Genomic DNA, 22,727 nt, shown 5'->3' with positions numbered 1-22,727 from the left:
CGCACGCGGGCGAGCAGGGGACGTGAATTCCGGGCGCTGGCGCGCTTCTGTTTACATTGGTTGTAACCGGTCGCCCCACCCCCGGCAATAGGGCGATGCGATAATTGCCGCCATGGACTTCGCCCCACGTATCGTCGACTGGCAGCGCCGGCATGGCCGCCACGATCTCCCCTGGCAGAACACCCAGGACCCCTATCGGATCTGGCTATCCGAGATCATGCTGCAGCAGACGCAAGTCGCGACGGTCATCCCCTACTACGACCGCTTCCTTGAGCGCTTCCCGGACGTGGCTGCCCTGGCCGCGGCCAGCCAGGAAGACGTGATGCCCTATTGGGCCGGGCTGGGCTATTACGCCCGCGCCCGCAACCTGCATCGCTGCGCCCAGGAGATCGCGCGCGACTGGAACGGCCGCTTCCCGCCCGCGGCCGAAGCCATCGCCACGCTGCCCGGCATCGGCCGCTCCACCGCGGCGGCGATCGCCGCGTTCGCCTACGGCGAGCGCTCCCCCATTCTGGACGGCAACGTCAAGCGCGTGTTCACCCGCCACTTCGGCATCGCGGGCGATCCGGCCAAGCGCGAGGTCGAACAGCGGCTATGGGCGCTGGCGGACGCGCAGGTCGAGGCCGCGCCCGATCTGGACATGGCCGCCTACACGCAAGGGCTGATGGACCTGGGTGCCACGCTCTGCACCCGCGGCAAGCCCGCCTGCGGCAAGTGCCCGGTGGCGGACAGCTGCGTGGCCCGCCGCGAAGGCCGCCAGGCCGAACTGCCCACGCCCAAGGCGCGCAAGGCCATTCCGGAACGCGAGACCTGTATGCTGGTGTTGCGCCATCAGGGTGCGTTCCTGCTGCAGCAAAGGCCCGAACCCGGCATCTGGGGCGGCCTATGGAGCCTGCCCGAATTCGACACGGCCCAGGACCCGGACAGCGCCTCGCGCGCGCTGGGGCTGGAGCCCGAGGAACGCTACGAACTCGCCGCCTTCGCCCATACATTCACGCACTACCGCCTGCACATCCGGCCCTGGCTGGTCCCGGTGCGCGCGGCCGCTCTGCGCGAATCCTCGCAACCGGAACGCTGGGTCCCCGCCGGCGAGCTGGCCTCCGTGGCCCTGCCCGCTCCCGTGAAGAAGCTGCTGCAGGGCCTGGTGGAGGCCGGCATGCAGGGCGGGTTGTTCCGGGACTGAGCAGCCTAAATCGAGGCTTCGCTCCCACCTACGCCCCCGCCCCCAGCAACATCACCAGCTTCAGGTCCGGGTGCGTCGCCAGCCGGAAGGTGATTTGCTGGTAGGCCAGCTTGCCGCGCTGCGGATGCTGGAACTCGCGCAGACCGCCTTCGCGCTCCACCACCGCGTGGCGGGTCCACCAGTGCGCGAACACGGGGCTTTGCCGGCTCAGGCTGTCCAGCAGCGCCAGCACCGCCGGCTCATCCAGGTGCGCGCCGGCGTCGGCGCGGAATTCCGCCACCACGCGGCGGGCGCGCTGGTCCCAGTCCACCACCAGTTCGCGCGCGGCCGGGTCCATGAAGATGTAGCGCAGCAGGTTGGGTTCGGCGTCGCGCCGGGGCCAATCGTCGAACAGGTCGCGCAGCGGCTCGTTGTAGGCCAGCACGTTCCAGGCGCGGTCGAGCACGTAGGCGGGCGCGTTGATGGCGTTCACGCATTCCTGCAGGGAGCCCGGCACGCCGCCCCCGTCATCGCGGGGATGCTGCGGGTCGGCGCAGTCGGCCAGGTCGAACAGATAGGCGCGCTCCGCGCGCGCCAATTGCAGCACGCCGGCGATCCGCGACCAGACCGAAGGCGATACCGAGACTTCCCGCCCCTGTTCGATCCAGGTGTACCAGGTCACGCTGATGCCGCACAGTTGCGCCACCTCTTCGCGCCGCAGGCCGGGAGTGCGGCGGCGCATGCCTTCGGGCAGGCCGGCCATCTGGGGCGTGATGCGCGACCGGGCGCTGCGCACGAATTCGCCCAGCGCCTGGCGGCGCACGCGGGAACCTTCATGGCCGGCGGCGCCGGGCTGGGGGGAAGTAGTCATACCAGGATCAGCAATGGGCTTGTACGTGTATAGCGGCGCGCCTATCTTAGCGCCTGCGCCGCTTTTTCCAACCAAAGGATTCCCATGACCTCCAGCACGCACGACGACGCCGTCCATCGCCAGTTCAGCCCGCGCGCCACCGCCTACCTGACCAGCGCCGTCCACGCCCAGGGCGAAGACCTGCTGCAAATGGCCGGCATCGCCGGCCAGCATTCCGGCGCCCGGCTGCTGGACTTGGGCTGCGGCGGCGGCCACGTGAGCTTTCACGTCGCCCCGCTGGTCCAGCACGTTACCGCCTACGACCTGTCGCAACAGATGCTGGACGTGGTCGCCGGCGAAGCCGCCAAACGCGGGCTCGCCAACCTGGCCACCTGTCAGGGCAAGGCCGAATACCTGCCGTTCGGCGACGGCGAATTCGATCTGGTGATGTCGCGCTATTCCACCCACCACTGGCAGGATGCCGGGCGCGGCCTGCGCGAGGCGTTCCGCGTGCTCAAGCCGGGCGGCACCGCCGTGTTCGCCGACGTGGTTTCGCCCGGCGAGCCGCTGCTGGACACCTGGTTGCAGACGATCGAGGTGCTGCGCGATACCTCTCACGTGCGCGACTATTCGGTCGCCGAATGGACCCGGATGCTGACCGAGGCCGGCTTCACGCTGCAGGGCCTGGTCCCTCGCCGCTTGCCCCTGGAGTTCCAGTCCTGGGTGACGCGCATGCGCACGCCAGATACGCTGGTGGCCGCGCTGCGCCACATGTTCGGTATCGCGCCGGACGTCGTTCGCGCGCACTTCGAGGTGCAGGACGACAGCTCTTTCACCAGCGACACGGCCACCATCGTGGTGAAGAAGCCCGGTTGAATCCGCCGCCCCGGACAGGCGCCGCGCTCGACAGGCGGCGCGCCGACCTTGTATAGATACGGATGATCCGGAAACCGTACAACAAGGAAGCGCCATGTCCGACTCATCCAAGCAGCCGCCCCACACATCGCCGGCGGACCTGACCGTCACGCAGGCGGCCGCCCTGATCCGCCAGGGCAGCCTCACCAGCGTCGCGCTGACCCAGGCGTGCCTGGACCGCATCGCCGCGCGCGAAGACCTCAATGCCTTCATCACCGTCGACCGGGATGGCGCGCTCGCCCAGGCCGCCGCCAGCGACGCGGCGCGCGGCCAGGCCGGCCGGCCCGTCAGGCCGCTGGAAGGCGTGCCCGTCGCCATCAAAGACAACATCCACGTAGCCGGCCTGCCCAACACGGCGGGCACGCCCGCCCTGAAGCAGTTCCGGCCGGCCGAGGACGCCCCCGTGGTGCAACGGCTGCGCGAGGCGGGAGCCGTCATCGTGGGCAAGACCCATATGCACGAGCTGGCGTTCGGGGTGTCGGGCTACAACACGGCGTTCCCCGGCGCGCAGAGCGTGGGCACGCGCAATGCCTACGATGCCAGCCGCATCGCCGGCGGTTCGTCCTCGGGCAGCGGCGCGGCCGTGGGCGCGCGCCTGGCCCCCGCCGCGCTGGGCACCGACACGGGCGCCTCGGTGCGCCTGCCCGCCGCCTTGAATGGCGCCGCCGGCTTCCGGCCGTCGGTGGGGCGGTATGACGGCGCGGGCATCACGCCTATCTCGCACACGCGCGACACCCCGGGCCCCATCGCCAACTGCATGGACGACATCGTGCTCCTGGACTCCGTGCTGGCCGGCGGCGACCAGGCCCTGGCGCCCCTGCCGGCAAGCGGATTGAGGCTGGGCCTGCATGCGTATTTCTGGAAGGACCTGGACCCGCAGGTGCAGGCGGCAACGGACGCCGCCCTCGCCAGGCTGCGCGCCGCGGGCGTGCAGCTCGTGGAACTGGACATGCCGGGCCTGGAGGCCAGCAACGCCGCGGTCGGCATGCCGGTCTGCCTGTACGAACAGAAGGCGGACCTGGCGGATTACCTTCGGCGTTACGGCGCCGGGGTGAGCGTCGAAGAGGTGGCGGCGCAGATATCGAGCCCGGACGTCAAAGCGATTTTCGACGGCCTGATCATGCCGGGCGTCCTGCCCACGCCGTCCGGTGAGCTGCTGCCGCTGCAGCCGCTGTACGAACGCGCCATGGCCGTGCATCGCGGCGAGCTCATCGGCGTTTACCGCCGCGCGTTCCAGGACCATGCGCTCGACGGCCTGCTGTTTCCCACGTCGCCGGTCATGCCCATGGCGTCCGCGCCGGAAGCCAGCAGCCTCGAGAACTTCACCCGGCTCGCCCGCAACGTCGATCCGGGCAGCAACGCCGGCCTGCCCGGACTCAGCGTGCCCGCGGGCCTTTCGGAGCAAGGCCTGCCCGTGGGACTGGAAGTGGACGGCCTGCCCGGCGAAGACAGGAAGATCCTGGCAATCGGCCTGACGCTGGAAGCCGTGCTGGGCCGGCTGGCCGGGCCGCCGCGCTAGCGCCCTTCGCAAAAGAAAAGCCGGCCCGAGGGGGCCGGCCTTGCCTTGCGCCCCGTTCAGCCCAGGTTCGGCGCCAGGGTGCGCTTCAGGTCTTCGATGCTGCGGCCGCTGCGGGCGGCGTAATCCTGCAGCTGGTCTTCGCCGATCACGCCCACGTTGAAGTACTGCGACTGAGGGTGGCTGAAGTAGAAGCCCGACACGCTGGAGGCCGGGTACATGGCGTAGCTGTCGGTCAGCATCATGCCGATGTCCGCGCCGTCCAGCACGCGGAACATGTCGGTCTTCACCACGTGCTCCGGACACGCAGGGTAGCCGGGCGCCGGCCGGATGCCGACGTACTTCTCGGCGATCATGTCGTCGTTGGACAGGGCCTCGTCGGGCGCGTAGCCCCAGAGGTCCTGGCGCACGCGCGCGTGCAGGCACTCGGCGAAGCCCTCGGCCAGGCGGTCGGCCAGGGACTTCAGCATGATGCTGGAATAGTCGTCCAGCGCCTTCTCGAACTCCGCTTCCTTCTTCTCGATGCCCAGGCCTGCCGTGACGGCGAACATGCCGATGTAGTCCAGCTTGCCGCTGGACCTGGGCGCGATGAAGTCCGACAGCGACTTGTTGCTGACGCCTTCGCGCTTGGCGCCCTGCTGGCGCAGGTTGCGGTAGGTGAACAGCACCTCGCTGCGAGTCTCGTCCTTGTAGACCTCGATATCTTCGTCGTTGACGCTGTTGGCCGGGTAGAAACCCACGACGCCGTTGGCGGTCAGCCAGCGGCCTTCGATGATGCGTTTCATCATGGCCAGGCCGTCGGCGTAGACCTTGCGCGCCTGTTCGCCCACGACCTTGTCGTCCAGGATGGCCGGGAACGGGCCGAACAGACTCCAGGTCTGGAAGAACGGGCCCCAGTCCACGTACTTCGCGATCTCGGCCAGGTCATAGCTCTTGAACGTGCGGCGGCCGATGAACTTCGGGCGCGGCGGCGTGTAGTTGTCCCAGTCGATCACGGGGCGCGAGGCGCGCGCTTGCGCCAGCGGCAGGATGGGCGTGGCCTTGCGGTTGGCGTGGCGCCGGCGCACCTCTTCGTAGTCCTGGGCCAGTTCCGCCAGGTAGGCGTCCGCCTGGTCCGACATCAGGTTGGTGGCCACGCCGACCGAACGGCTGGCGTCCGGCACATAGATGACCGGGCCTTCGTAGTTGGGCGCGATCTTCACCGCGGTGTGCACGCGGCTGGTGGTGGCCCCGCCGATCATCAGCGGCAGCTTGCGGCTGCGGAAGTATTCGTCGCGCTGCATTTCGCTGGCGACGTAGGCCATTTCTTCCAGGCTGGGCGTGATCAGGCCGGACAGGCCGACGATGTCGGCGTTCTCTTCCTTGGCCTTTTCCAGGATCTGCGCGCAGGGCACCATCACGCCCATGTTCACGACCTCAAAGTTGTTGCACTGCAGGACCACCGACACGATATTCTTGCCGATGTCGTGCACGTCGCCCTTGACGGTGGCGATGACGATCTTGCCCTTGGCCCGCACGTCGCCGCCGGCCGCCGCGATCTGGCGCTTCTCTTCTTCGATGAAGGGGATCAGGTGCGCCACGGCCTGCTTCATGACGCGGGCGGACTTGACCACCTGCGGCAGGAACATCTTGCCCGCGCCGAACAGGTCGCCCACGACGTTCATGCCGTCCATCAGCGGGCCTTCGATGACCTCGATCGGACGGCCGCCGCGCGCGAAAATCTTCTGGCGCACTTCTTCGGTGTCTTCCACGATGAAGTTGGTGATGCCGTGCACCAGCGCGTGCGACAGGCGCTGTTCGACCTCGGCATTGCGCCAGGTCAGGTCTTCTTCCTTCTTGGCGCCCGAGCCCTTCACGCTGTCGGCGAACTGCACCAGGCGCTCGGTCGGCGTGCGCTCGTCGTCGGCCTCGGTCTTGCCCACGGGCTCGGACCGGTCCAGGATCACGTCTTCGACCAGGTCGCGCAGCTTCGGATCCAGGTCGGCGTACACGCCGAGCTGGCCGGCGTTGACGATGCCCATCGTCATGCCTTCCCGGACCGCGTAGTATAGGAACACTGTGTGGATGGCCTCGCGCATCGGCTCGTTGCCGCGGAACGAGAAACTGACGTTGGAGACGCCGCCTGAAATACGGGCATGCGGCAGGTTCTCGCGGATCCAGCGCGTGCCTTCGATGAAGTCGACGGCGTAGTGGTTGTGCTCGTCGATGCCGGTGGCGACCGCGAAGACGTTGGGGTCGAAGATGATGTCTTCCGGCGGGAAGCCTTCTTCCTCGACCAGGATCTTGTAGGCCCGGCCGCAGATTTCCTTGCGGCGCTCGAGCGTGTCGGCCTGGCCTTGCTCGTCGAACGCCATCACCACCACGGCCGCGCCATAGCGGCGGCACAGGCGCGCATGGTGGCGGAAGGGCTCCAGCCCTTCTTTCATGGAGATGGAGTTCACCACCGGCTTGCCCTGCACGCACTTCAGGCCGGCTTCGATGACTTCCCACTTGGAGCTGTCGATCATGATCGGCACGCGCGCGATGTCCGGCTCGGAGGCGATCAGGTTCAGGAACCGGTGCATGCACGCCACCGAATCCAGCATGGCTTCGTCCATGTTGATGTCGATGATCTGCGCGCCGTTCTCGACCTGCTGGCGGGCCACGGCCAGCGCCTCGTCGTATTTCTCTTCGCGGATCAGGCGGGCGAACATCTTGCTGCCCGTCACGTTGGTGCGCTCGCCCACATTGACGAACAGCGTGTCTTCGTCGATGTTCAAGGGCTCCAGGCCCGAAAGGCGGGTCTTCACCGGAATATCCGGCACGGCGCGCGGCGTCAGCGAGCCCACCTTCGCGGCGATCTCGCGGATGTGGTCGGGCGTGGTGCCGCAACAGCCGCCGGACATGTTCACCAGGCCGGCGCGCGCAAACTCTTCCAGCAGCGCCGAGGTGTCGGCCGGCGTTTCGTCGAAGCCCGTTTCGGCCATCGGATTGGGCAGGCCGGCGTTGGGATAGACGCAGACGTAGGTGTCGCAGATCCTGGACAGTTCGGCCACGTAAGGGCGCATCAGCGCCGCGCCCAGCGCGCAGTTCAGGCCGACAGTGACGGGACGCGCGTGGCGCACCGAGTTCCAGAAGGCCTCGACGGTCTGGCCGGAGAGAATGCGGCCGGACGCGTCGGTCACGGTGCCGGAGATCATGACGGGCAGGCGGATGCCGCGTTGCTCGAACACTTCCTCGGTGGCGTAGATGGCCGCCTTGGCGTTCAGGGTGTCGAAGATGGTTTCGATCAGGACGATGTCGATGCCGCCGTCGAGCAGCCCGTTGAGCTGTTCGATGTAGGCGGTGCGCAGTTCGTCGAAGGTGACGTTGCGAGCGCCGGGATCGTTCACATCGGGCGAGATCGAGGCCGTCTTGGGCTGCGGGCCCAGCGCGCCGGCCACGAAACGCGGCTTGTCCGGCGTGCTGTAGGCATCACAGGCCTCGCGCGCCAGCCGGGCGGACACCAGGTTCAGCTCGTAGGCCAGTTCCGGCAGGTCGTAGTCGCCCTGGGCGATCGACGTGGCGCCGAAGGTATTGGTCTCGATGACGTCGGCGCCGGCCTCGAGGTATTGGCGGTGGATCTCGGAGATCACGTCCGGACGCACCAGCGAGAGCAGCTCGTTGTCGCCCTTGAGGTCTTTGCCGTGGGCGGCAAAGCGCTCGCCGCGGAAATCGGCCTCGCCCAGCTTGTAGCGCTGGATCATGGTGCCCATGGCGCCATCCAGGATCAGAATGCGCTTACCCAGCAGGCGGGCGAATTCGCCACCCTGGGTATAGGCTTCGGGCGGGTACGGCAGGCGGGGATACGACACGGGCAGGTCCGGATGGAGTTGGCAACGGCGGCGCAGTGTGGCTAAAAAGCGAAAAACGCCGGAAAAACAAGCCCTGATCGTAACAAAATGGGCTAGTTCGCGCCTCCCGGTGATACAGTTTCGGCCCCGAACCGGTGCTTTCGGCGCAGAGCGCATGCAAGAACGCAACACTTGCAGGCCGCGTGCGAAAGGTAAACGGGAAACAGGAAGATGTCCGCAGGACGGCAGGGCCCCACAAGGCGCCCCCCCCCCCCCGGCTCCAGCCTGTGCTGCCCCCGCAACGGTCCCCATGCGCGCGACGCGCCCATGGCAGCCCGATACCGGCCAGTTCGATCGCCAGGAAGTCCATGCATTGCCGCCAGGCCCTCACCGGCCCGCCGCGGCGAGGACGTCCTCTCCATCGTGCATGGCCTGCGGGGTCGCGGGTCGTATCGAGGTTACGTAGATGAAAACCCGCTCCATCCGGCGCTATGCCGGCGCCCTGCTCTGCTCCGCCCCGGCCCTCGCCGCCGCCCAGCAAGCTGCCTCCTCCACTCCCCAGCTCGACGCCGTCACCGTCACCGCCCAGCGCGTGCCGACCGACGGCCGCACGCTGCCGGTATCCATCTCGGTCATCACCGCCCAGGACATCGAGGCCAGCAGCGCCCGCACCATGCAGGACCTGCTGTCGACGCAGGCGGGCATCCACCTGGTCAACACCACCGGCTCCAGCGACAACGCCATCGTGGACTTGCGCGGTTTCGGCATCACCGGCGCCAGCAATACGCTGATCCTGATCGACGGCGTCAAGCAGAACACCAACGATCTGTCCGCGCCCAGCCTGGGCGTGGTGCCGCTGGACCAGGTCGAGCGCATCGAGATCGTGCGCGGCAGCGGCTCCGTCCAGTACGGCGGCGGCACGACCGGCGGCGTGATCAACATCATCACCCGCAAGGACTTCGCCAAGGAGCCGGTAACCGCCCGCGCGACGGCCACCTTCGGCAGCTACGGCCTGCGCCAGTACGACGCCGCCGTGGCCCTGAACAATGAAAAAGTGGGCGTGGATGCCTACATGCAGTCGCTGCACACCGACGGCTACCGCGACCACAGCGGCGAGCGCCGCGAAGGCGGCGGCGGCGGCATCACCTTCCGCCACGACGACGGCTCGATCCGCCTGTACGGCCGCACCACGACGCAGAAGCTGGAGCTGCCCGGCCCGCGCTCGATCAACCCGACCACCGGCGTGAACGAGTACCAGGACGATCCGCGCGGTTCGAAAAACGACGTCGACTTCGTCAAAACCACGACCACCACCTTCGGCCTGCAACTGGAACAGGCGATCGGCGTCGGCACGCTGTACGCCGACCTGTCGACCCGCGAAAAGAAGCTGAACGGCCTGTCCTACGACGGTTTCGGCGACATCCTGCGCGACCAGAAGCTGGAAGAGAATATCGCCAGCGTGCGCTACCGCCTGCCGATCGAAGGCGGCCACAGCCTCGTCTTCGGGGCCGACGGCCAGGAAGCCAAGACCACCGCCAACCAGAATGCCTACTACGACTTCCAGCCGTCGAAGTGGCAATCGCGCCAGCACCAGTACGGCCTGTTCGCCGAAGGCCAGGTCCGCGCCACCGACAGCACCTACGTGACGGCCGGCGTGCGCCGCCAGTACGCGTCCGACGACCTGGACGTGATTTCCGGCTCGGGCACCGCCTCCGACCGCAGCAACCACCTGACCGCCTGGCAGCTGGGCGTGCGCCAGGACCTGCCCTCCGGCTTCGGTGTGTACGGGAAGGTCGGCCGCAGCTTCCGCCTGCCCAATGCCGACGAACTGCTGTCGGTTCAGACGCCGCTGGCCCCGCAGACTTCCACCGACAAGGAAATCGGCGTGACTTGGCAATCGGCCGAAAACAGCGCCCGCCTGTCGTACTTCCGCTATGACCTGACCAACGAGATCCAGTACAACCCGCTGGCCGACGGCATGTGGGGCCCCGGCACCGGCGCCAACACCAACCTGGACCCGACCCGCCGCCAGGGCATCGAGCTGGAAGGCCACACCGCCCTGTCCAGCAGCCTGGCGCTGGACGCGAACCTGACCTGGATGGAAGCGCAATTCCGCTCCGGCACCTACGCCGGCGTGGATCTGGCCGGCAAGACCGTGCCGCTGGCGCCCAAGTGGCTGGCCAACGCCGGCGTGACCTGGCGCCCCACCGACGCGTTCCTGTGGAACGTGACGGCGCAGTACGTGGGCAAGTCGCGCATGGACAACGACCAGGCCAACCAGTTCGCCAAGGAACTGGATGCCTACGTGCTGTTCAACACCAAGGTGGCCTACAAGTTCACGCGCAACATCGAAGGCGCCATCGGCGTGAACAACATCTTCGACCGCCAGTACGCCACCTACGGCATCCGCGGCGGCAACGCGTCGTTCGAGATGCTGGGCCCCGTCGCCAACTACAGCCTGTACCCCGCGCCGGGCCGCAACTTCTATGCGTCGCTCACGCTGCGCTATTGATTGCGGACATCCGATATAGTCGGCGTTCTCCGTAGACCGCATCGGCTTCCGGCATGACACCCGCACGCGCCTACCCTCGCATCGCTCCGGGGCTGTTCCTGGCCCTGGGCATGCTGCTGGCCGCGGGCTCGGCCGCGGCGGGCCAGGCTGCGGCCGACCTGGCCGCCGGCGCCGGCATCCGGGTCCTGGACGACCGCAACCGCGAAGTCGTCCTGCGGGCGCCCGCCCGGCGCGCGATCACCTTGGCGCCCCACGCCACCGAGCTCGTCTATGCGGCCGGCGCGGGCGACTACCTCATCGCCACCATTCGCGGCAGCGACTATCCGCCCGCCGCCCGCCGCCTGCCGGTCATCGGCGACGGCACCCAGCCCGATCCGGAGCGCGTGGCCGCCGCCCGCCCCGACCTGCTGATCGCCTGGCAGGCGGCCCCCGCCGAGCCGCTGGTCCGCGTCATGGACAAGCTGGACGTGCCGGTCTTCTACAGCGATCCGCTGACGCTGGCGGCCATTCCCGACGCCGTGGAGCGCATGGGGATCCTGTTCGGCACCGAACCCCAGGCGCGGGCCGCCGCGCAGGCCCTGCGCGCCCGGCTGGACGCCCTGACGGCGCGCTACGCCGGCCGCCGGCCGGTGCGCGTGTTCGTCCAGGCCGGCCTGGATCCCATCTTCACGCTGAACGACTCCAGCATCGTCAGCGACGCCCTGCGCGCCTGCGGCGGCGTCAACGTCTTCGGCCAGGCGCCCGTCGTGGCCCCGCAGGTCACGCTGGAGAGCGTGCTGGCCGCCCGCCCCGAGGCCGTGCTGGCGGGGGTGAGCCGGCCCGAAGACACGCCGAGAAACCTCGCCGCTTGGCAGGCGCTCGGCCTGCCCGCCGCCCGCCAGGGCCACGTCTACGGGATCGATGCGGACGCGCTGTACCGCCCCGGGCCGCGGCTGCTGGACGCGGCCGAAACGCTCTGCGCCGACCTGGACCGCCTGCGCGGCTGATCCGGCCGCCATGCCACTATCTTCAATTAGTGGAACGCAGCATTCCGCCGGACCAGTTTGCCGATCGGCGTCGTGCTTTATCATTCGTGCAGCGATACGCCAGTCCCCGCGGGCCTCGCATCGTGCGCACCCGCCCTTTGAAACACCGCCATGACCACTCAAGACACGCTCACCATCGCCGGCCACGCCTACTCGTCGCGCCTGCTCGTCGGCACAGGCAAGTACAAGGACTTCGAACAGACCCGCGCGGCGCTGGACGCCAGCGGCACCGAGATCGTCACCGTCGCGATCCGCCGCACCAATATCGGCCAGAACCCCGGCGAACCGAACCTGCTGGACTACGTCCCGCCGTCAAAGTTCACGCTGCTGCCCAACACCGCCGGCTGCTACAGCGCCGACGACGCCGTGCGCACGCTGCGCCTGGCGCGCGAATTGCTGGACGGCCATGATCTGGTGAAGCTGGAAGTGCTGGGAGACCCGCACACCCTGTTCCCCAACATGCCCGAAACGCTCAAAGCCACCAAGACGCTGGTAGACGACGGCTTCAAGGTCATGGTGTATTGCACCGACGATCCCATCCAGTGCCGCATGCTGGAAGACCTGGGCGCCGTGGCCGTAATGCCGCTGGCCTCGCTGATCGGCTCGGGCATGGGTATCCTGAACCCCTGGAACCTGCGCCTCATCATCGACCAGGCCCGCGTGCCGATCGTGGTGGACGCCGGCGTGGGCACCGCGTCGGACGCCGCCATCGCCATGGAATTGGGCTGCGACGCCGTCCTGATGAACACCGCCATCGCTGGCGCGCGCGATCCCATCCTGATGGCCAGCGCCATGAAGAAAGGCGTGGAAGCCGGCCGCGAAGCCTTCCTGGCCGGCCGCATGCCCAAAAAGCTGTACAGCGGCGCGCCCAGCTCGCCCACCGAAGGCCTGATCACCGCCGGTCCGGCCAGCGGTGGCGCCAAATGAGCTCGCGCGCGCCGGCCGCCAGCGGCCGCCCCATTCCCAACGCACTGACGATCGCCGGGGTCGACCCTTCCGGCGGCGCCGGCATCCTGGCCGACGTAAAGGCCATGAGCGCCCTGGGCGCCTATGGCTGCTCCGTCATCGCGGCGCTGACCGCGCAGAATACGCGCGGCGTCACCGGCATTTCGGCGGTGCCGCCCGCCTTCGTCGGCCAGCAGATCGACACGCTGTTCGAAGACGTGCGCATCGACGCCGTCAAAATCGGCATGCTGGGCCAGCACCCAGTGATCCAGGTCGTGGCCGAAAAGCTGGCCAAATGGACCCCGGCCCACGTGGTGCTGGACCCGGTCATGGTGGCCAAGAGCGGCGACCTGCTGCTGGAGCGCAACGCCGTGGGCGCGATGCGCGAGGCCCTGCTGCCGCAGGCCACCCTGCTGACGCCCAACCTGCCCGAAGCCGGCGTGCTGCTGGAGGAACGGCCGGTCGAGACCGTCAAGGAAATGCGGCGCGTGGCCGAGCGGCTGCGCAACAAACTGGCCCATTCCGGCGAACGCTGGGTGCTCGTCAAGGGCGGCCACCTGCCCGGCAACGACACCATCGATTTGCTGCACGACGGCGACCGGATGATCGAATTGCCCGGCCACCGCATTGCCACGGTCAATACCCACGGCACCGGCTGCACGCTTTCCGCGGCGCTGGCCGCGCTGCTGCCACAAACCGGGGACGTACCAGAGGCCGCGCGCCGCGCCAAGGCCTACCTGACCGAGGCCATCCGCCACGCGGAGCGCCTGTCGGTCGGTTCCGGCCACGGGCCCGTCCACCACTTCCACGCCTGGTGGTAGGCCCGAACGGCGGCTGAAACACCTCTCGGCGGGCCGGGGCGTCACAGTACGCTACGAATCGGTACAATGCTCAGTTGATTCCTCTGTTTTTTCTGACCGTCATGAACGCTTCGACCTTGCCCGACGTAGAACAAGCCCGCTTCAACATGGTGGAACAGCAGATCCGCCCCTGGGATGTTCTGGACGCCAACGTGCTGCAAGCGCTGTTCGATGTGCGCCGCGAACAATTCGTTCCGCCGGCCCTGCGCGCGATGGCGTTTTCCGATCTGGAACTGCCGCTTGAAATCAACGCGGTCAATACGCGCCAAACCATGCTCGCGCCCAAGGTAGAAGCCCGCCTGGCGCAAGAGCTGCTGCTGACCAAGTCCGACTGCGTGCTGGAGATCGGCACCGGCTCCGGCTACCAGGCCGCGCTGCTGGGCTACCTGGCGCAACAGGTCACGTCGGTCGAGATCGACAGCCGCCTGGTGACGTTCGCGCAGCAGAACCTGCAAATGAACAACGTCACCAACGTCAAGGTCGAAACCGGCGATGCCCGCAACGGCTGGGGCTCCACCGAATACGACGCCATCCTCGTCACGGGTTCCGTGCCGACGGTGCCAGACGCGCTGAAGTACCAGTTGCGCGTGGGTGGCCGCCTGGTCGTCGTCGTCGGCCAGGCGCCCGTCATGACCGCCTGTCGCATCACCCGCACCACCGCGGCCAGCTTCGAAACGGTGAACCTGTTCGAAACGGTCATCAAGCCGCTGCGCGGCGTCACGGTGTCGCAGTTCAAGTTCTGAGTCCCAACCCTGCCGCCCCGCGTCCGCGCCTTCGCAGGGTTGACGGCGCCCCGGGCGGCCCGGCGTATCGTTGAAAATCATGCGCGTCCGATTGCTTACGGCTTTATTGGTATTCACCTGCGCCGCAAGCGTCGGTCCGTCGCCCGTCCAGGCGCAGAACCTGATCCAGGTCTGGCAGGAGGCGCTGGGCAATGACCCGCTCTACGCCGCCGCGCGGGCCAACTACCGTGCCGGCCTGGAAAAAGAACCCCAGGCACGCTCCCTGCTCCTTCCCCTGATTTCCGCCGAGGCCGGCGGGGCTTACCAGGAAACCCGCAGCACCCGCGGCATGGGCATCGCCTACAGCGGCGGACGCGGCGTCTGGGACCTGTCCCTCACCCAGCCCCTCTTCGACTGGGGCCGCTGGCAGAACTACGAACAATCCAAGCTGGTCGTGGCCGACGTGGAAGTGCAACTGCAGCAGGCCTACCAGGACCTGCTGCTGCGCGTGGCCGATGCCTACTTCAACGTGCTCTACGCCCAGGACACGCTGACCGCCACCGAGGCCGAAAAGGCCGCCGTGGCCGGCCAACTGGAGTCCGCCAAGCGCAACTTCGAGCTGGGCAACGCCACCATCACCGACACCTACGAGGCCCAGGCGCGCTACGACCTGGTCGTGGCCCAGGAGCTGCGCCTGCAGAACGACCTGGAAGTGCGCCGCGACGAGTTGGCCAAGATCATCGGCACGCCCCCCGGCGCGCTGTCCGAACTGCCCTACGGCGTGCAGCTGCCCGCCCCGCAACCCGCCCGCGTCGCCGACTGGAGCAACCAGGCGGAAGCCTCCAGCCTGGACGTGCTGCGCGCCCAGCTGCTGACCCGCATCGCCGGCCGTGAAATCCAGATCGCCAAGAGCGGCCACTATCCCACGCTGAACCTGCGGGCCACCAGCGGCAGCGCCAGCGACGCCGTCATGCGCAACGCCGCGCCGGGCAAGCCCATCGACAATACCGTCGGCGTCGTGCTGTCGATTCCGCTGTATTCGGGCGGCGGCGTGTCGTCGCAGGTGACCGAGAAAGTGCAGCTGGAGCAGAAGGCGCGCCACGACTACGAGGCGGCGCGCCGCCAGGCCGTGCAGGCCGCGCGCCAGTACTACACCGGCGTCACCAGCGGCCTGGCGCGTATCCAAGCCCTGGAAGCGGGCGAGAAATCCAGCCGCGCCGCGGTGGAGGCCAACCGCACCGGCTACGAGGTCGGCGTGCGCATCAACCTGGACGTGCTCAACGCCCAGCAGCAGCTCTACGCCACCCAGCGCGACCTGGCGCTGGCGCGCTACAGCACGGTGCTGGCCAGCCTGCGCCTGAAAGCCACGAGCGGCATCCTGGCGGAAGCGGACCTGGAAGCGATCAACCGCCTGCTGCGCGAGCCGCGCTAGGTGCCTTGTATTTTCCTCACGAGGGCGGTGGTGGAGCGTTCGAACTCGAAGGGAATCGCCACGGCGCGTCCGCCCCAGGTCTTGACCAGGGCGGTTTCGGGCAGTTTCTCCATGTCGTAGTCGCCGCCCTTGACGATCATGTCCGGCTTGAGCTGCGCGATCAGCGCCTCGGGCGTGTCTTCGTGGAAGGACGTGACGAGCGTCACGCAGCCCAGCGCGGCCAGCAAGGCGGCACGGTCTTCCATGCGGTTCAGCGGGCGCTCGGCACCCTTGCCCAGCCGGCGCACCGATTCGTCGGTGTTCACCGCCACCACGAGGGTCGCGCCCAGTTGGGCCGCCTGGTCCAAGTAGGTCGCGTGGCCCCGATGCAGGATGTCGAAGACGCCATTGGTGAACACCAGCGGCCGCGGATAGCGGCCGGCAGCGACGGCGGCGACGCATTCGTCGCGGGACAGGACCTTGGATTCGAAACGGGCGGCGGGCATGGCGGAATTGTACAGCCGTACTTTCTGGTGTCAGACACCCAGGCAGAGGGTCTTGAACCCGTCAGGCCGGCTCGTAGGGGTGTCAGACACTGTGAGGAGGCAGCTCCAGTGTCTGACACCCCCTACGAGAGACCCGTCAGGCTCAGGCCGACCTCCACGGGTGTCTGACACCCGGAGAAGTGCAAATGCGGCCAGTGTCAGACACACGGGGAAGGCCAGTCAGACACCCGGAGCATTACGCTCCCGCCAGAATGATTTCCTTTTCCTTCGGCACGATCAAGGCCGTCATTTCCTTGCGGTAGCGGTTCAGGTCCTTCACCGTTTCGAAGCTGCGGTCCATCAGCTTGGACAGGATGTGCAGGATGCGGGTGGCGACCTTTTGTTCCCAGGCGCCGTCGAAGCGGATCTGCGTGTCCAGCCAGTGCTCAAGCCAGCCCGGCTCGGGCAAGCGCGACTGCACGGTGTCGTTGGGGAACAGGTCCTTGTTCACGTGCAGGTTGGTCGGGTGCAGGGCCTGCTGGCTACGGCTGGCCGAGGCCATCAGCACGCCGATCTTCGAGAACGCCAGGCGCGCCTGCTCGCTGGTGTCCTGCCCGCGGTCGTGCAAGGCCCGGCGCATGTACTGCAGGTAGGCGCCCGCATGGCGGGCCTCGTCCTGCGCCACGGTCTTGTAGATGGCCTTGATGACCGGCTCCGTGTGCCATTCGGCGGCGCGGCGGTACCAGTGGTTCAGGCGGATTTCGCCGCAGAAGTGCAGCATCAGCGTTTCCAGCTCGGGCGCGGTATCGAACTCGAAGCGCACGTTGTGCAGTTCTTCTTCGGTCGGCACCAGGTCCGGGCAGAAGCGGCGCAGGTATTCGATCAGCACCAGGGAATGCTTCTGTTCTTCGAAGAACCACACCGACATGAACGCGCAGAAATCGCTGTCGCCGCGATTGTCGCGCAGGAACATCTCGGTCGCCGGCAGGGCAGCCCATTCGGTGATGGCGTTCATCTTGATCGTGTGCGCCTGCTCGTCCGACAGCTTGCTGCGATCGAAGTCGCCCCAGGGAATGTCGTGCGCCATGTTCCAGCGCACGGCTTCCATGGTCTTGAAGAGTTCAGGATAAAGCATGTTCTGCCCTTGTATTCGTCCCGCTGATGGGGCTATGAAAATTAATGAATGGCGCGCGCGACTCATCGGCGCGAGCGCTGCGACCATCCCCGCAGCGCTATTTTTCGCCGTCTCCCGCGAAGCTATGATGACCGTTTCATGAATGAAACATGACAAGAGGCGTCTAGATCATTGCGCCGCCTACCGGGTCAATGCCCATATCGCGACCCCGACTGCAAGGGCCACGACCCCAACCAGCGCTGCAACCAGCCGGTTGTTCTGCTCCTGCGCCCGCCGCAGCTGCGCCATCTCGGCCAGCAGGGCCGGCGAAACATTGGGGCGGCTGAGGTGGTCATGGACCAGCCTGGGCAAGGCAGGCAGCATCTGCGACCACTGCGCGGCCTCCTTTTCCAGGCTCTGCCGCAAACCCTTGATCCCGACGCGCTGGCGCATCCAGCGCTCGAGATAGGGTTTCGCGGTCTTCCAGAGATCCAGGTTCGGATCGAGCTGCCGGCCCAGGCCCTCGACGTTCAGCAGGGTCTTCTGCAACAGGACCAACTGCGGCTGGATCTCCACATTGAACCGGCGCGAGGTCTGGAACAGCCGGAGCAGCACCTGCCCCAGCGAGATCTCTGACAGCGGCCGGTCAAAGTACGGTTCGCAGACGGCGCGCACAGCGCCCTCCAGCTCTTCTTCGCGCGTATCGGGAGGCACCCAGCCCGACTCGATATGCAGCTGGGCCACCCGGCGGTAGTCGCGGTGGAAGAAGGCCAGGAAATTCTGCGCCAGGTAATTCTTGTCGAACTCCGACAGCGAGCCCACGATGCCGAAGTCCAGGGCGATGTAGCTGCCCAGGGTTTCGGGGCGGTCCGACACGTAGATATTGCCCGGATGCATGTCGGCGTGGAAGAAGCCGTCGGTGAAGACCTGCGTAAAGAAGATCTCGACGCCGGTGCGCGCCAGGGTCGGGATGTCGATGCCCGCCTCGCGCATGCGGTCCACCTGCCCCACCGGCATGCCATACATGCGCTGCATGGTGAACACCGTGGAGGCTGTGTATTCCCAGATCACCTCGGGCACGATCAGCATGTCGCCGCGGCCGGATTCCGGGCCGAAATTGCGGCGCAGCTGGCTGCAATTGGACGCCTCGCGTACCAGGTCGAGTTCGTCGTGCAGGTACTTGTCGAACTCGGCCACGACTTCCCGCGGCTTCAGCCGCCGGCCGTCGGCGCCAAGGCGCTCGATGATGCGCGCCACCACCTTCAGGAGCGATAGGTCTTTCTCGATGATGCTCAGCATGCCCGGGCGCAGCACTTTGACGGCGACCTCGCGGCCGTCGTGCAGCACGGCGAAGTGCACCTGGGCGATCGATGCCGACGCCACCGGATCCACGTCGAACTGCGCGAAGAGCTTCTCGGGCGGCGCGCCCAGCGCCGCTTCGATGCACGCGGCCGCCTGTGCCGAAGGGAACGGCGGCACGCGGTCTTGCAGGAGGGCCAGCTCATTGGCGATGTCGGCGGGAATCAGGTCGCGGCGGGTGGACAGCACCTGGCCGAACTTCACGAAAATGGGGCCCAGCGATTCCAGGGCCAGCCGCAGCCGCAGCCCGCGCGGCTTGCGCGGCCGCGTGCCCAGGCGGATGACGCGCAGCAGGCAGGTGGCCAGCGGATGGTTCAGGCTGGAAAGCACAAGCTCGTCCAGGCCGTAGCGCAGCGAAACCAGAACGATGCGGGCAAGGCGCAGCAGAGGAAACATGGATCAGGCGCCCCGCTTTGCGCCGGCCGCGGCCAGGCGGGTTTGGAGCGCGGCCGCCGAACGGGCCAGGGCGTCGGTCTGGGCGTTCAGCTCGGCCAGATCCAGGCGCCATTGCTCCAGCGCGGGCCTGCCCGCGAGCACGCCGCTTTCTTCCGACAGGTATTCCGATACGTTCCCGGCCAGGCGCTGGCCGGCCGTGCGCGCGCCGCCGGCCACAGCGCGGGCGCCGCTCACGATGCGCAGCGCGGCGATGTCGCCCACCACGCGGGCCAGCGCGTCTTCCGGATCCCAGCGCAACTGCTTGGACAGGTCGGCGACCACCTGGGCCAGCGCGGCATCGCCGGAGATGTGGGTGGCCTCGGCGAAATCGGGCGCGTCGCGATCGGCGCCCAGGCGCGGCAGGGGCAGTTTCTCGGGCGCGACCGTCAGGGTCACGTCGGGCACCACCGCGGGATCGGCCTGCGCTGCCAGCCCTTCGCTGTCGATCGTCAGGCCCAGGCTGAAGCCGCCCAGCGCGAAACGCACCGTCTTGCCGGCATGCCGGGCCAGGCGTTCGCGCGCCCAGTCCTCGCGCCGCAACAGGGCGTTGAGCGCGCTAACAGCCAACCGCGAAGGAGTGGGCAGGAACGAAAAAGGCAGCATGACGGTCTGCAACGGCCCAAGGGGCGGGTTGCCGGAATTAATGGGTAAATCGGGAGTGTAACGGGTTAGATGAGGGCGTGTTTTGCGCAGGGACATGGAAAAACCGGCCCCTAGAGGGGCCGGTTCAAGCAGATGCCTTGCGGCACCCACAACGGAGGGCGGTTCTGCCCGGGCCGCCAGCCTCAGCTGGCGTAATCCACCGGGATCTGCTGGATGCCGGCCAGCAGCCAGCCGCCGGACGCCGGCTTGAAGAGGTTCCAGACCTCTTCGAAGCGGAAGGCCTCGGTGCCCGGCGCCTCGCGCAGCATGCCGGAGAAGCGCACGCTGGCCAGGTGGCCGTCGGAAACCGTTTCGATGCCCAGCAGTTCGGCGTTCAACAGCACGACTTCGGTCTTGTTGGGCGCCGCGCCGCGCTCGGCCAGCTGCGGCTTGAGTTCGATGATCAGGTCGTCGGTCAGGAATTCGCGCAGGCGGTCGGTGCTGCCGCTGTCCCAGATGGCCTGGATGCGGATGAACTGCTCCTTGGCCTGCTTCAGGAAGTTAGGCGTATCGAAGTCGCCCGGCACGAACCAGTTGTTGTCATCGCCGGCCTGGGGCACGGCGGCCGGCGCGGCGGCGGCAACAGGAGCCGCTGCGGGAGCGGCGGCCGGCTGCAACGATTCACGCCACGTCGTTTGCTGCTGTTGGCCGGCAGACGCGTTATTGGCGCCGCCGAATGCGCCCTGTGTGGCGGTACGGGGGGCCGCGCCGCGCAGGCGGCGGACGATGAACATGATGGCGAAGACGACCAGGCCGATCAGCAGCGCGGACGACAGGAACTCGGCGAAAGCGCCCGACAGGCCCATGCTGGACAGCAGCGCGGCGATGCCCAGGCCGGCGGCGATGCCGGCGATGGGGCCGAGCCAGCGCGAAGCGCCGCTCTTGGCGGCGGCGCCCGCGGCGCCCGCCGTTGCCGCGCCGGCGGCTGCCGGCGCCGCCGTGGCGCCCGCCGTATTGTTGGTCGCGGCCGGAGGCGTGGTGGCCTGGCGCTGCTGGGTCACGTTGGAGGATTGCCGGCCGATGCTGCTGCCGCCGCCCGCGCGGCGGGCTTCGGCGTCGAACGATGCCGTTACCAGTGCCGCACCGGAGATGGCGATGAGCGCCGCGGCGACAAACCGCGAGATACAGAATTTGGACATGAGTTTTTGCTCCCTCGTACTCGCGCCCCCTGCCGCCCCGAGCAGCAGGGAGCCCTGCGGATCGCAGGGCCATGGTCGCGACTTTTCTTACAACAATCTGAATACCGTAAGAATAACGGACAAGACGCCGCCCCACAAGTTCCGCGAGGGGCGGAGAAATATCCCGCAAACGGTGGCGTTCAGCCCAGCCGCACGCCTTCGTGCAAGGCGGCGATGCCGGCGGTCAGGTTGAAATACTGCACGCGTTCCAGACCGGCCGTGCGCAGCATGTCGGCCAGGGTTTCCTGGTCGGGGTGCATGCGGATCGATTCGGCCAGGTAGCGGTAGCTGGCCTCGTCCTTGGCGATCTTCTTGCCCAGCCAGGGCAGCACATTGAAGGAATACCAGTCGTAGGCCGGCGCGAGCGGCTTGGCGACGCGGGAGAATTCCAGCACCAGCAGCTTGCCGCCCGGCTTCAGCACCCGGGTCATTTCCGCCAGAGCGCGGTCCTTGTGCGTCATGTTGCGCAGGCCGAAGGCCACGCTGACGCGATCGAAGTAAGCGGAGGGAAAAGGCAGCCGCTCGGCGTCGCACACCGCGGCCGGAACCAGCAGGCCGGCGTCGGTCAGGCGGTCGCGGCCCACGCGCAGCATGGAATCATTGATGTCGGTCAGCCAGACCTCGCCCGTGGGGCCGGCCCGCTTGGCGAAGGCGCGGGCCAGGTCGCCCGTGCCGCCGGCGATGTCCAGCACTTTCATGCCCGGGCGGATGGCGGCGCGGCCGATGGTGAACGCCTTCCAGACGCGGTGCAGGCCCGCCGACATGAAGTCGTTCATGACATCGTAGCGCTGGGCGACCGAATGGAAGACCTCGGCGACCTTGCGGGCTTTTTCGCTTTCCGGCACCGATTGGAAGCCGAAATGGGTGGATGGCGAGGCGGAATCCGCGGAATGTTGCGATTCGGAGGGGTTTTGCATGGTGAATTCCCGATATATCGCTCAATGGTAGCCTATTGGCCCCCGGGCAGAGGCCCGCGAACGCCTCGGGCGGCACGCCGCGGTCACATACCTGAAATATTGCGGCCATACTATCGCAATGTTCGCGCCGCGCCGGCGCTCAGAAGTGTGCCAAATCCGCCATGTCCAGCACCATCCTCGTCGTCGAAGACGAACCCGCCATCCAGGAACTGATCGCCGTCAACCTGTCCTTCGCCGGGCACAAGGTGCTGCGCGCCTTCGACGCCGACCAGGCCCAGACGCTGATCCGCGCCGAGCTTCCCGACCTGATCCTGCTCGACTGGATGCTGCCCGGCACGTCCGGCCTCGCCATGGCGCGCAAGCTGCGCAACGACGAGCGCACCCGGGCCGTCCCGGTCATCATGCTGACCGCCAAGGGCTCCGAACAGGACAAAGTAGACGGCCTGGAAGCCGGCGCCGACGACTACATTACCAAGCCGTTCTCGCCGAAGGAGCTGATGGCCCGCATCAAGGCCGTACTGCGCCGCCGCGCGCCCCAGCTCACCGATGACGTGATCGACGTGGGCGGCCTGAAGCTGGATCCGGTGACGCATCGCCTGTCGGGCAACAGCCAATCGCTGCAGATCGGCCCCACCGAATTCCGCCTGCTGCATTTCTTCATGACCCACCCCGAGCGCGTGTTCTCCCGTTCTCAGTTGCTGGACCAGGTCTGGGGCGACCACGTGTTCGTGGAAGAACGCACGGTCGACGTCCACATCCGCCGCCTGCGCAAGGCGCTGGAGCCCAGCGGCCATGACGCGCACGTGGAAACGGTCCGTGGCAGCGGCTACCGGTTTACTGCCCAGCTCCCGACGCGGTAAAACTCCC

Annotated in this window: 18 protein-coding genes; 10 read left to right on the top strand and 8 right to left on the bottom strand. The window is 67.6% G+C overall.

Annotated features, from left to right (window positions below; translation table 11 throughout):
• Positions 1-112: 112 nt before the first annotated feature.
• Entirely contained in the window at positions 113-1,183 is a 1,071-nt protein-coding gene (mutY, locus tag AGI3411_RS20170) for an A/G-specific adenine glycosylase (protein WP_165359221.1), read from the top strand.
• Between the two features lie 28 nt (positions 1,184-1,211).
• Here mutY and AGI3411_RS20165 read toward each other — a convergent pair whose 3' ends face one another.
• A complete protein-coding gene (locus tag AGI3411_RS20165; RefSeq protein WP_129529114.1) occupies positions 1,212-2,033 on the bottom strand; it encodes a helix-turn-helix transcriptional regulator in 822 nt (273 codons plus the stop codon).
• Positions 2,034-2,117: 84 nt separating this feature from the next.
• Here AGI3411_RS20165 and AGI3411_RS20160 point away from each other — a divergent pair, with 84 nt between their 5' ends.
• Positions 2,118-2,888 carry a class I SAM-dependent methyltransferase gene (locus AGI3411_RS20160; RefSeq protein ID WP_129529113.1) on the top strand — a complete coding sequence of 257 codons (771 nt, stop codon included), beginning with the start codon at positions 2,118-2,120 and terminating at the stop codon, positions 2,886-2,888.
• Between the two features lie 94 nt (positions 2,889-2,982).
• Entirely contained in the window at positions 2,983-4,446 is a 1,464-nt protein-coding gene (gene iaaH, locus AGI3411_RS20155) for an indoleacetamide hydrolase (protein WP_129529112.1), read from the top strand.
• A gap of 56 nt (positions 4,447-4,502) precedes the next feature.
• Here the strand turns inward: iaaH and metH are convergent, their stop codons facing one another.
• Complete coding sequence (gene metH, locus AGI3411_RS20150) at positions 4,503-8,276, bottom strand: methionine synthase (RefSeq protein WP_129529111.1); 3,774 nt, start codon at positions 8,274-8,276, stop codon at positions 4,503-4,505.
• A 445-nt stretch (positions 8,277-8,721) separates the two neighbouring features.
• Here metH and AGI3411_RS20145 point away from each other — a divergent pair, with 445 nt between their 5' ends.
• The 6 genes from AGI3411_RS20145 (at position 8,722) to AGI3411_RS20120 (ending at position 15,751) form a co-directional block, all read left to right on the top strand.
• Positions 8,722-10,767, top strand: coding sequence for a TonB-dependent receptor (locus AGI3411_RS20145; protein WP_129529110.1), 2,046 nt, complete (start codon positions 8,722-8,724; stop codon positions 10,765-10,767).
• A gap of 53 nt (positions 10,768-10,820) precedes the next feature.
• Positions 10,821-11,753, top strand: a complete 933-nt coding sequence (locus AGI3411_RS20140) for a cobalamin-binding protein (RefSeq protein WP_129529109.1) — start codon at positions 10,821-10,823, stop codon at positions 11,751-11,753.
• Positions 11,754-11,903: 150 nt separating this feature from the next.
• A complete protein-coding gene (locus tag AGI3411_RS20135) occupies positions 11,904-12,719 on the top strand; it encodes a thiazole synthase (protein WP_129529108.1) in 816 nt (271 codons plus the stop codon).
• Positions 12,716-13,558 (top strand): bifunctional hydroxymethylpyrimidine kinase/phosphomethylpyrimidine kinase, encoded by an 843-nt coding sequence (gene thiD / locus AGI3411_RS20130; protein ID WP_129529107.1) that lies wholly within the window; start codon positions 12,716-12,718, stop codon positions 13,556-13,558. The genes AGI3411_RS20135 and thiD overlap by 4 nt, the downstream gene beginning before the upstream one ends.
• 101 nt (positions 13,559-13,659) lie before the next feature.
• Entirely contained in the window at positions 13,660-14,340 is a 681-nt protein-coding gene (locus AGI3411_RS20125; protein ID WP_043544965.1) for a protein-L-isoaspartate O-methyltransferase family protein, read from the top strand.
• 79 nt (positions 14,341-14,419) lie between these two features.
• Positions 14,420-15,751 (top strand): TolC family outer membrane protein, encoded by a 1,332-nt coding sequence (locus AGI3411_RS20120; protein WP_129529106.1) that lies wholly within the window; start codon positions 14,420-14,422, stop codon positions 15,749-15,751.
• Here the strand turns inward: AGI3411_RS20120 and rfaE2 are convergent.
• The 6 genes from rfaE2 to ubiE form a co-directional block, all read right to left on the bottom strand.
• Positions 15,748-16,236, bottom strand: a complete 489-nt coding sequence (gene rfaE2, locus AGI3411_RS20115; RefSeq protein ID WP_129529105.1) for a D-glycero-beta-D-manno-heptose 1-phosphate adenylyltransferase — start codon at positions 16,234-16,236, stop codon at positions 15,748-15,750. The genes AGI3411_RS20120 and rfaE2 overlap by 4 nt on opposite strands.
• 235 nt (positions 16,237-16,471) lie before the next feature.
• Positions 16,472-17,350 (bottom strand): ferritin-like domain-containing protein, encoded by an 879-nt coding sequence (locus tag AGI3411_RS20110; protein ID WP_129529104.1) that lies wholly within the window; start codon positions 17,348-17,350, stop codon positions 16,472-16,474.
• A gap of 180 nt (positions 17,351-17,530) precedes the next feature.
• Positions 17,531-19,084, bottom strand: a complete 1,554-nt coding sequence (gene ubiB, locus AGI3411_RS20105) for a ubiquinone biosynthesis regulatory protein kinase UbiB (RefSeq protein ID WP_129529103.1) — start codon at positions 19,082-19,084, stop codon at positions 17,531-17,533.
• 3 nt (positions 19,085-19,087) lie between these two features.
• Positions 19,088-19,726: a ubiquinone biosynthesis accessory factor UbiJ gene (locus AGI3411_RS20100; protein ID WP_129529102.1), complete on the bottom strand. Its 639-nt coding sequence runs from the start codon at positions 19,724-19,726 to the stop codon at positions 19,088-19,090.
• A gap of 182 nt (positions 19,727-19,908) precedes the next feature.
• Entirely contained in the window at positions 19,909-20,904 is a 996-nt protein-coding gene (locus AGI3411_RS20095; protein ID WP_129529101.1) for a Tim44 domain-containing protein, read from the bottom strand.
• Between the two features lie 179 nt (positions 20,905-21,083).
• Entirely contained in the window at positions 21,084-21,860 is a 777-nt protein-coding gene (gene ubiE / locus AGI3411_RS20090) for a bifunctional demethylmenaquinone methyltransferase/2-methoxy-6-polyprenyl-1,4-benzoquinol methylase UbiE (RefSeq protein WP_129529100.1), read from the bottom strand.
• Positions 21,861-22,021: 161 nt separating this feature from the next.
• On the opposite strand from ubiE, the gene phoB reads away from it, so the two are divergent.
• Positions 22,022-22,720, top strand: a complete 699-nt coding sequence (phoB, locus tag AGI3411_RS20085; RefSeq protein WP_006227196.1) for a phosphate regulon transcriptional regulator PhoB — start codon at positions 22,022-22,024, stop codon at positions 22,718-22,720.
• The last annotated feature ends 7 nt before the right edge of the window (positions 22,721-22,727 follow it).

The sequence above is a fragment of the Achromobacter agilis genome (assembly GCF_900496965.1).
Lineage (GTDB): Bacteria > Pseudomonadota > Gammaproteobacteria > Burkholderiales > Burkholderiaceae_B > Achromobacter > Achromobacter agilis.
Note: the sequence above shows the minus strand (reverse complement) of the source record. Positions and strands in the feature narration are given on the sequence as shown.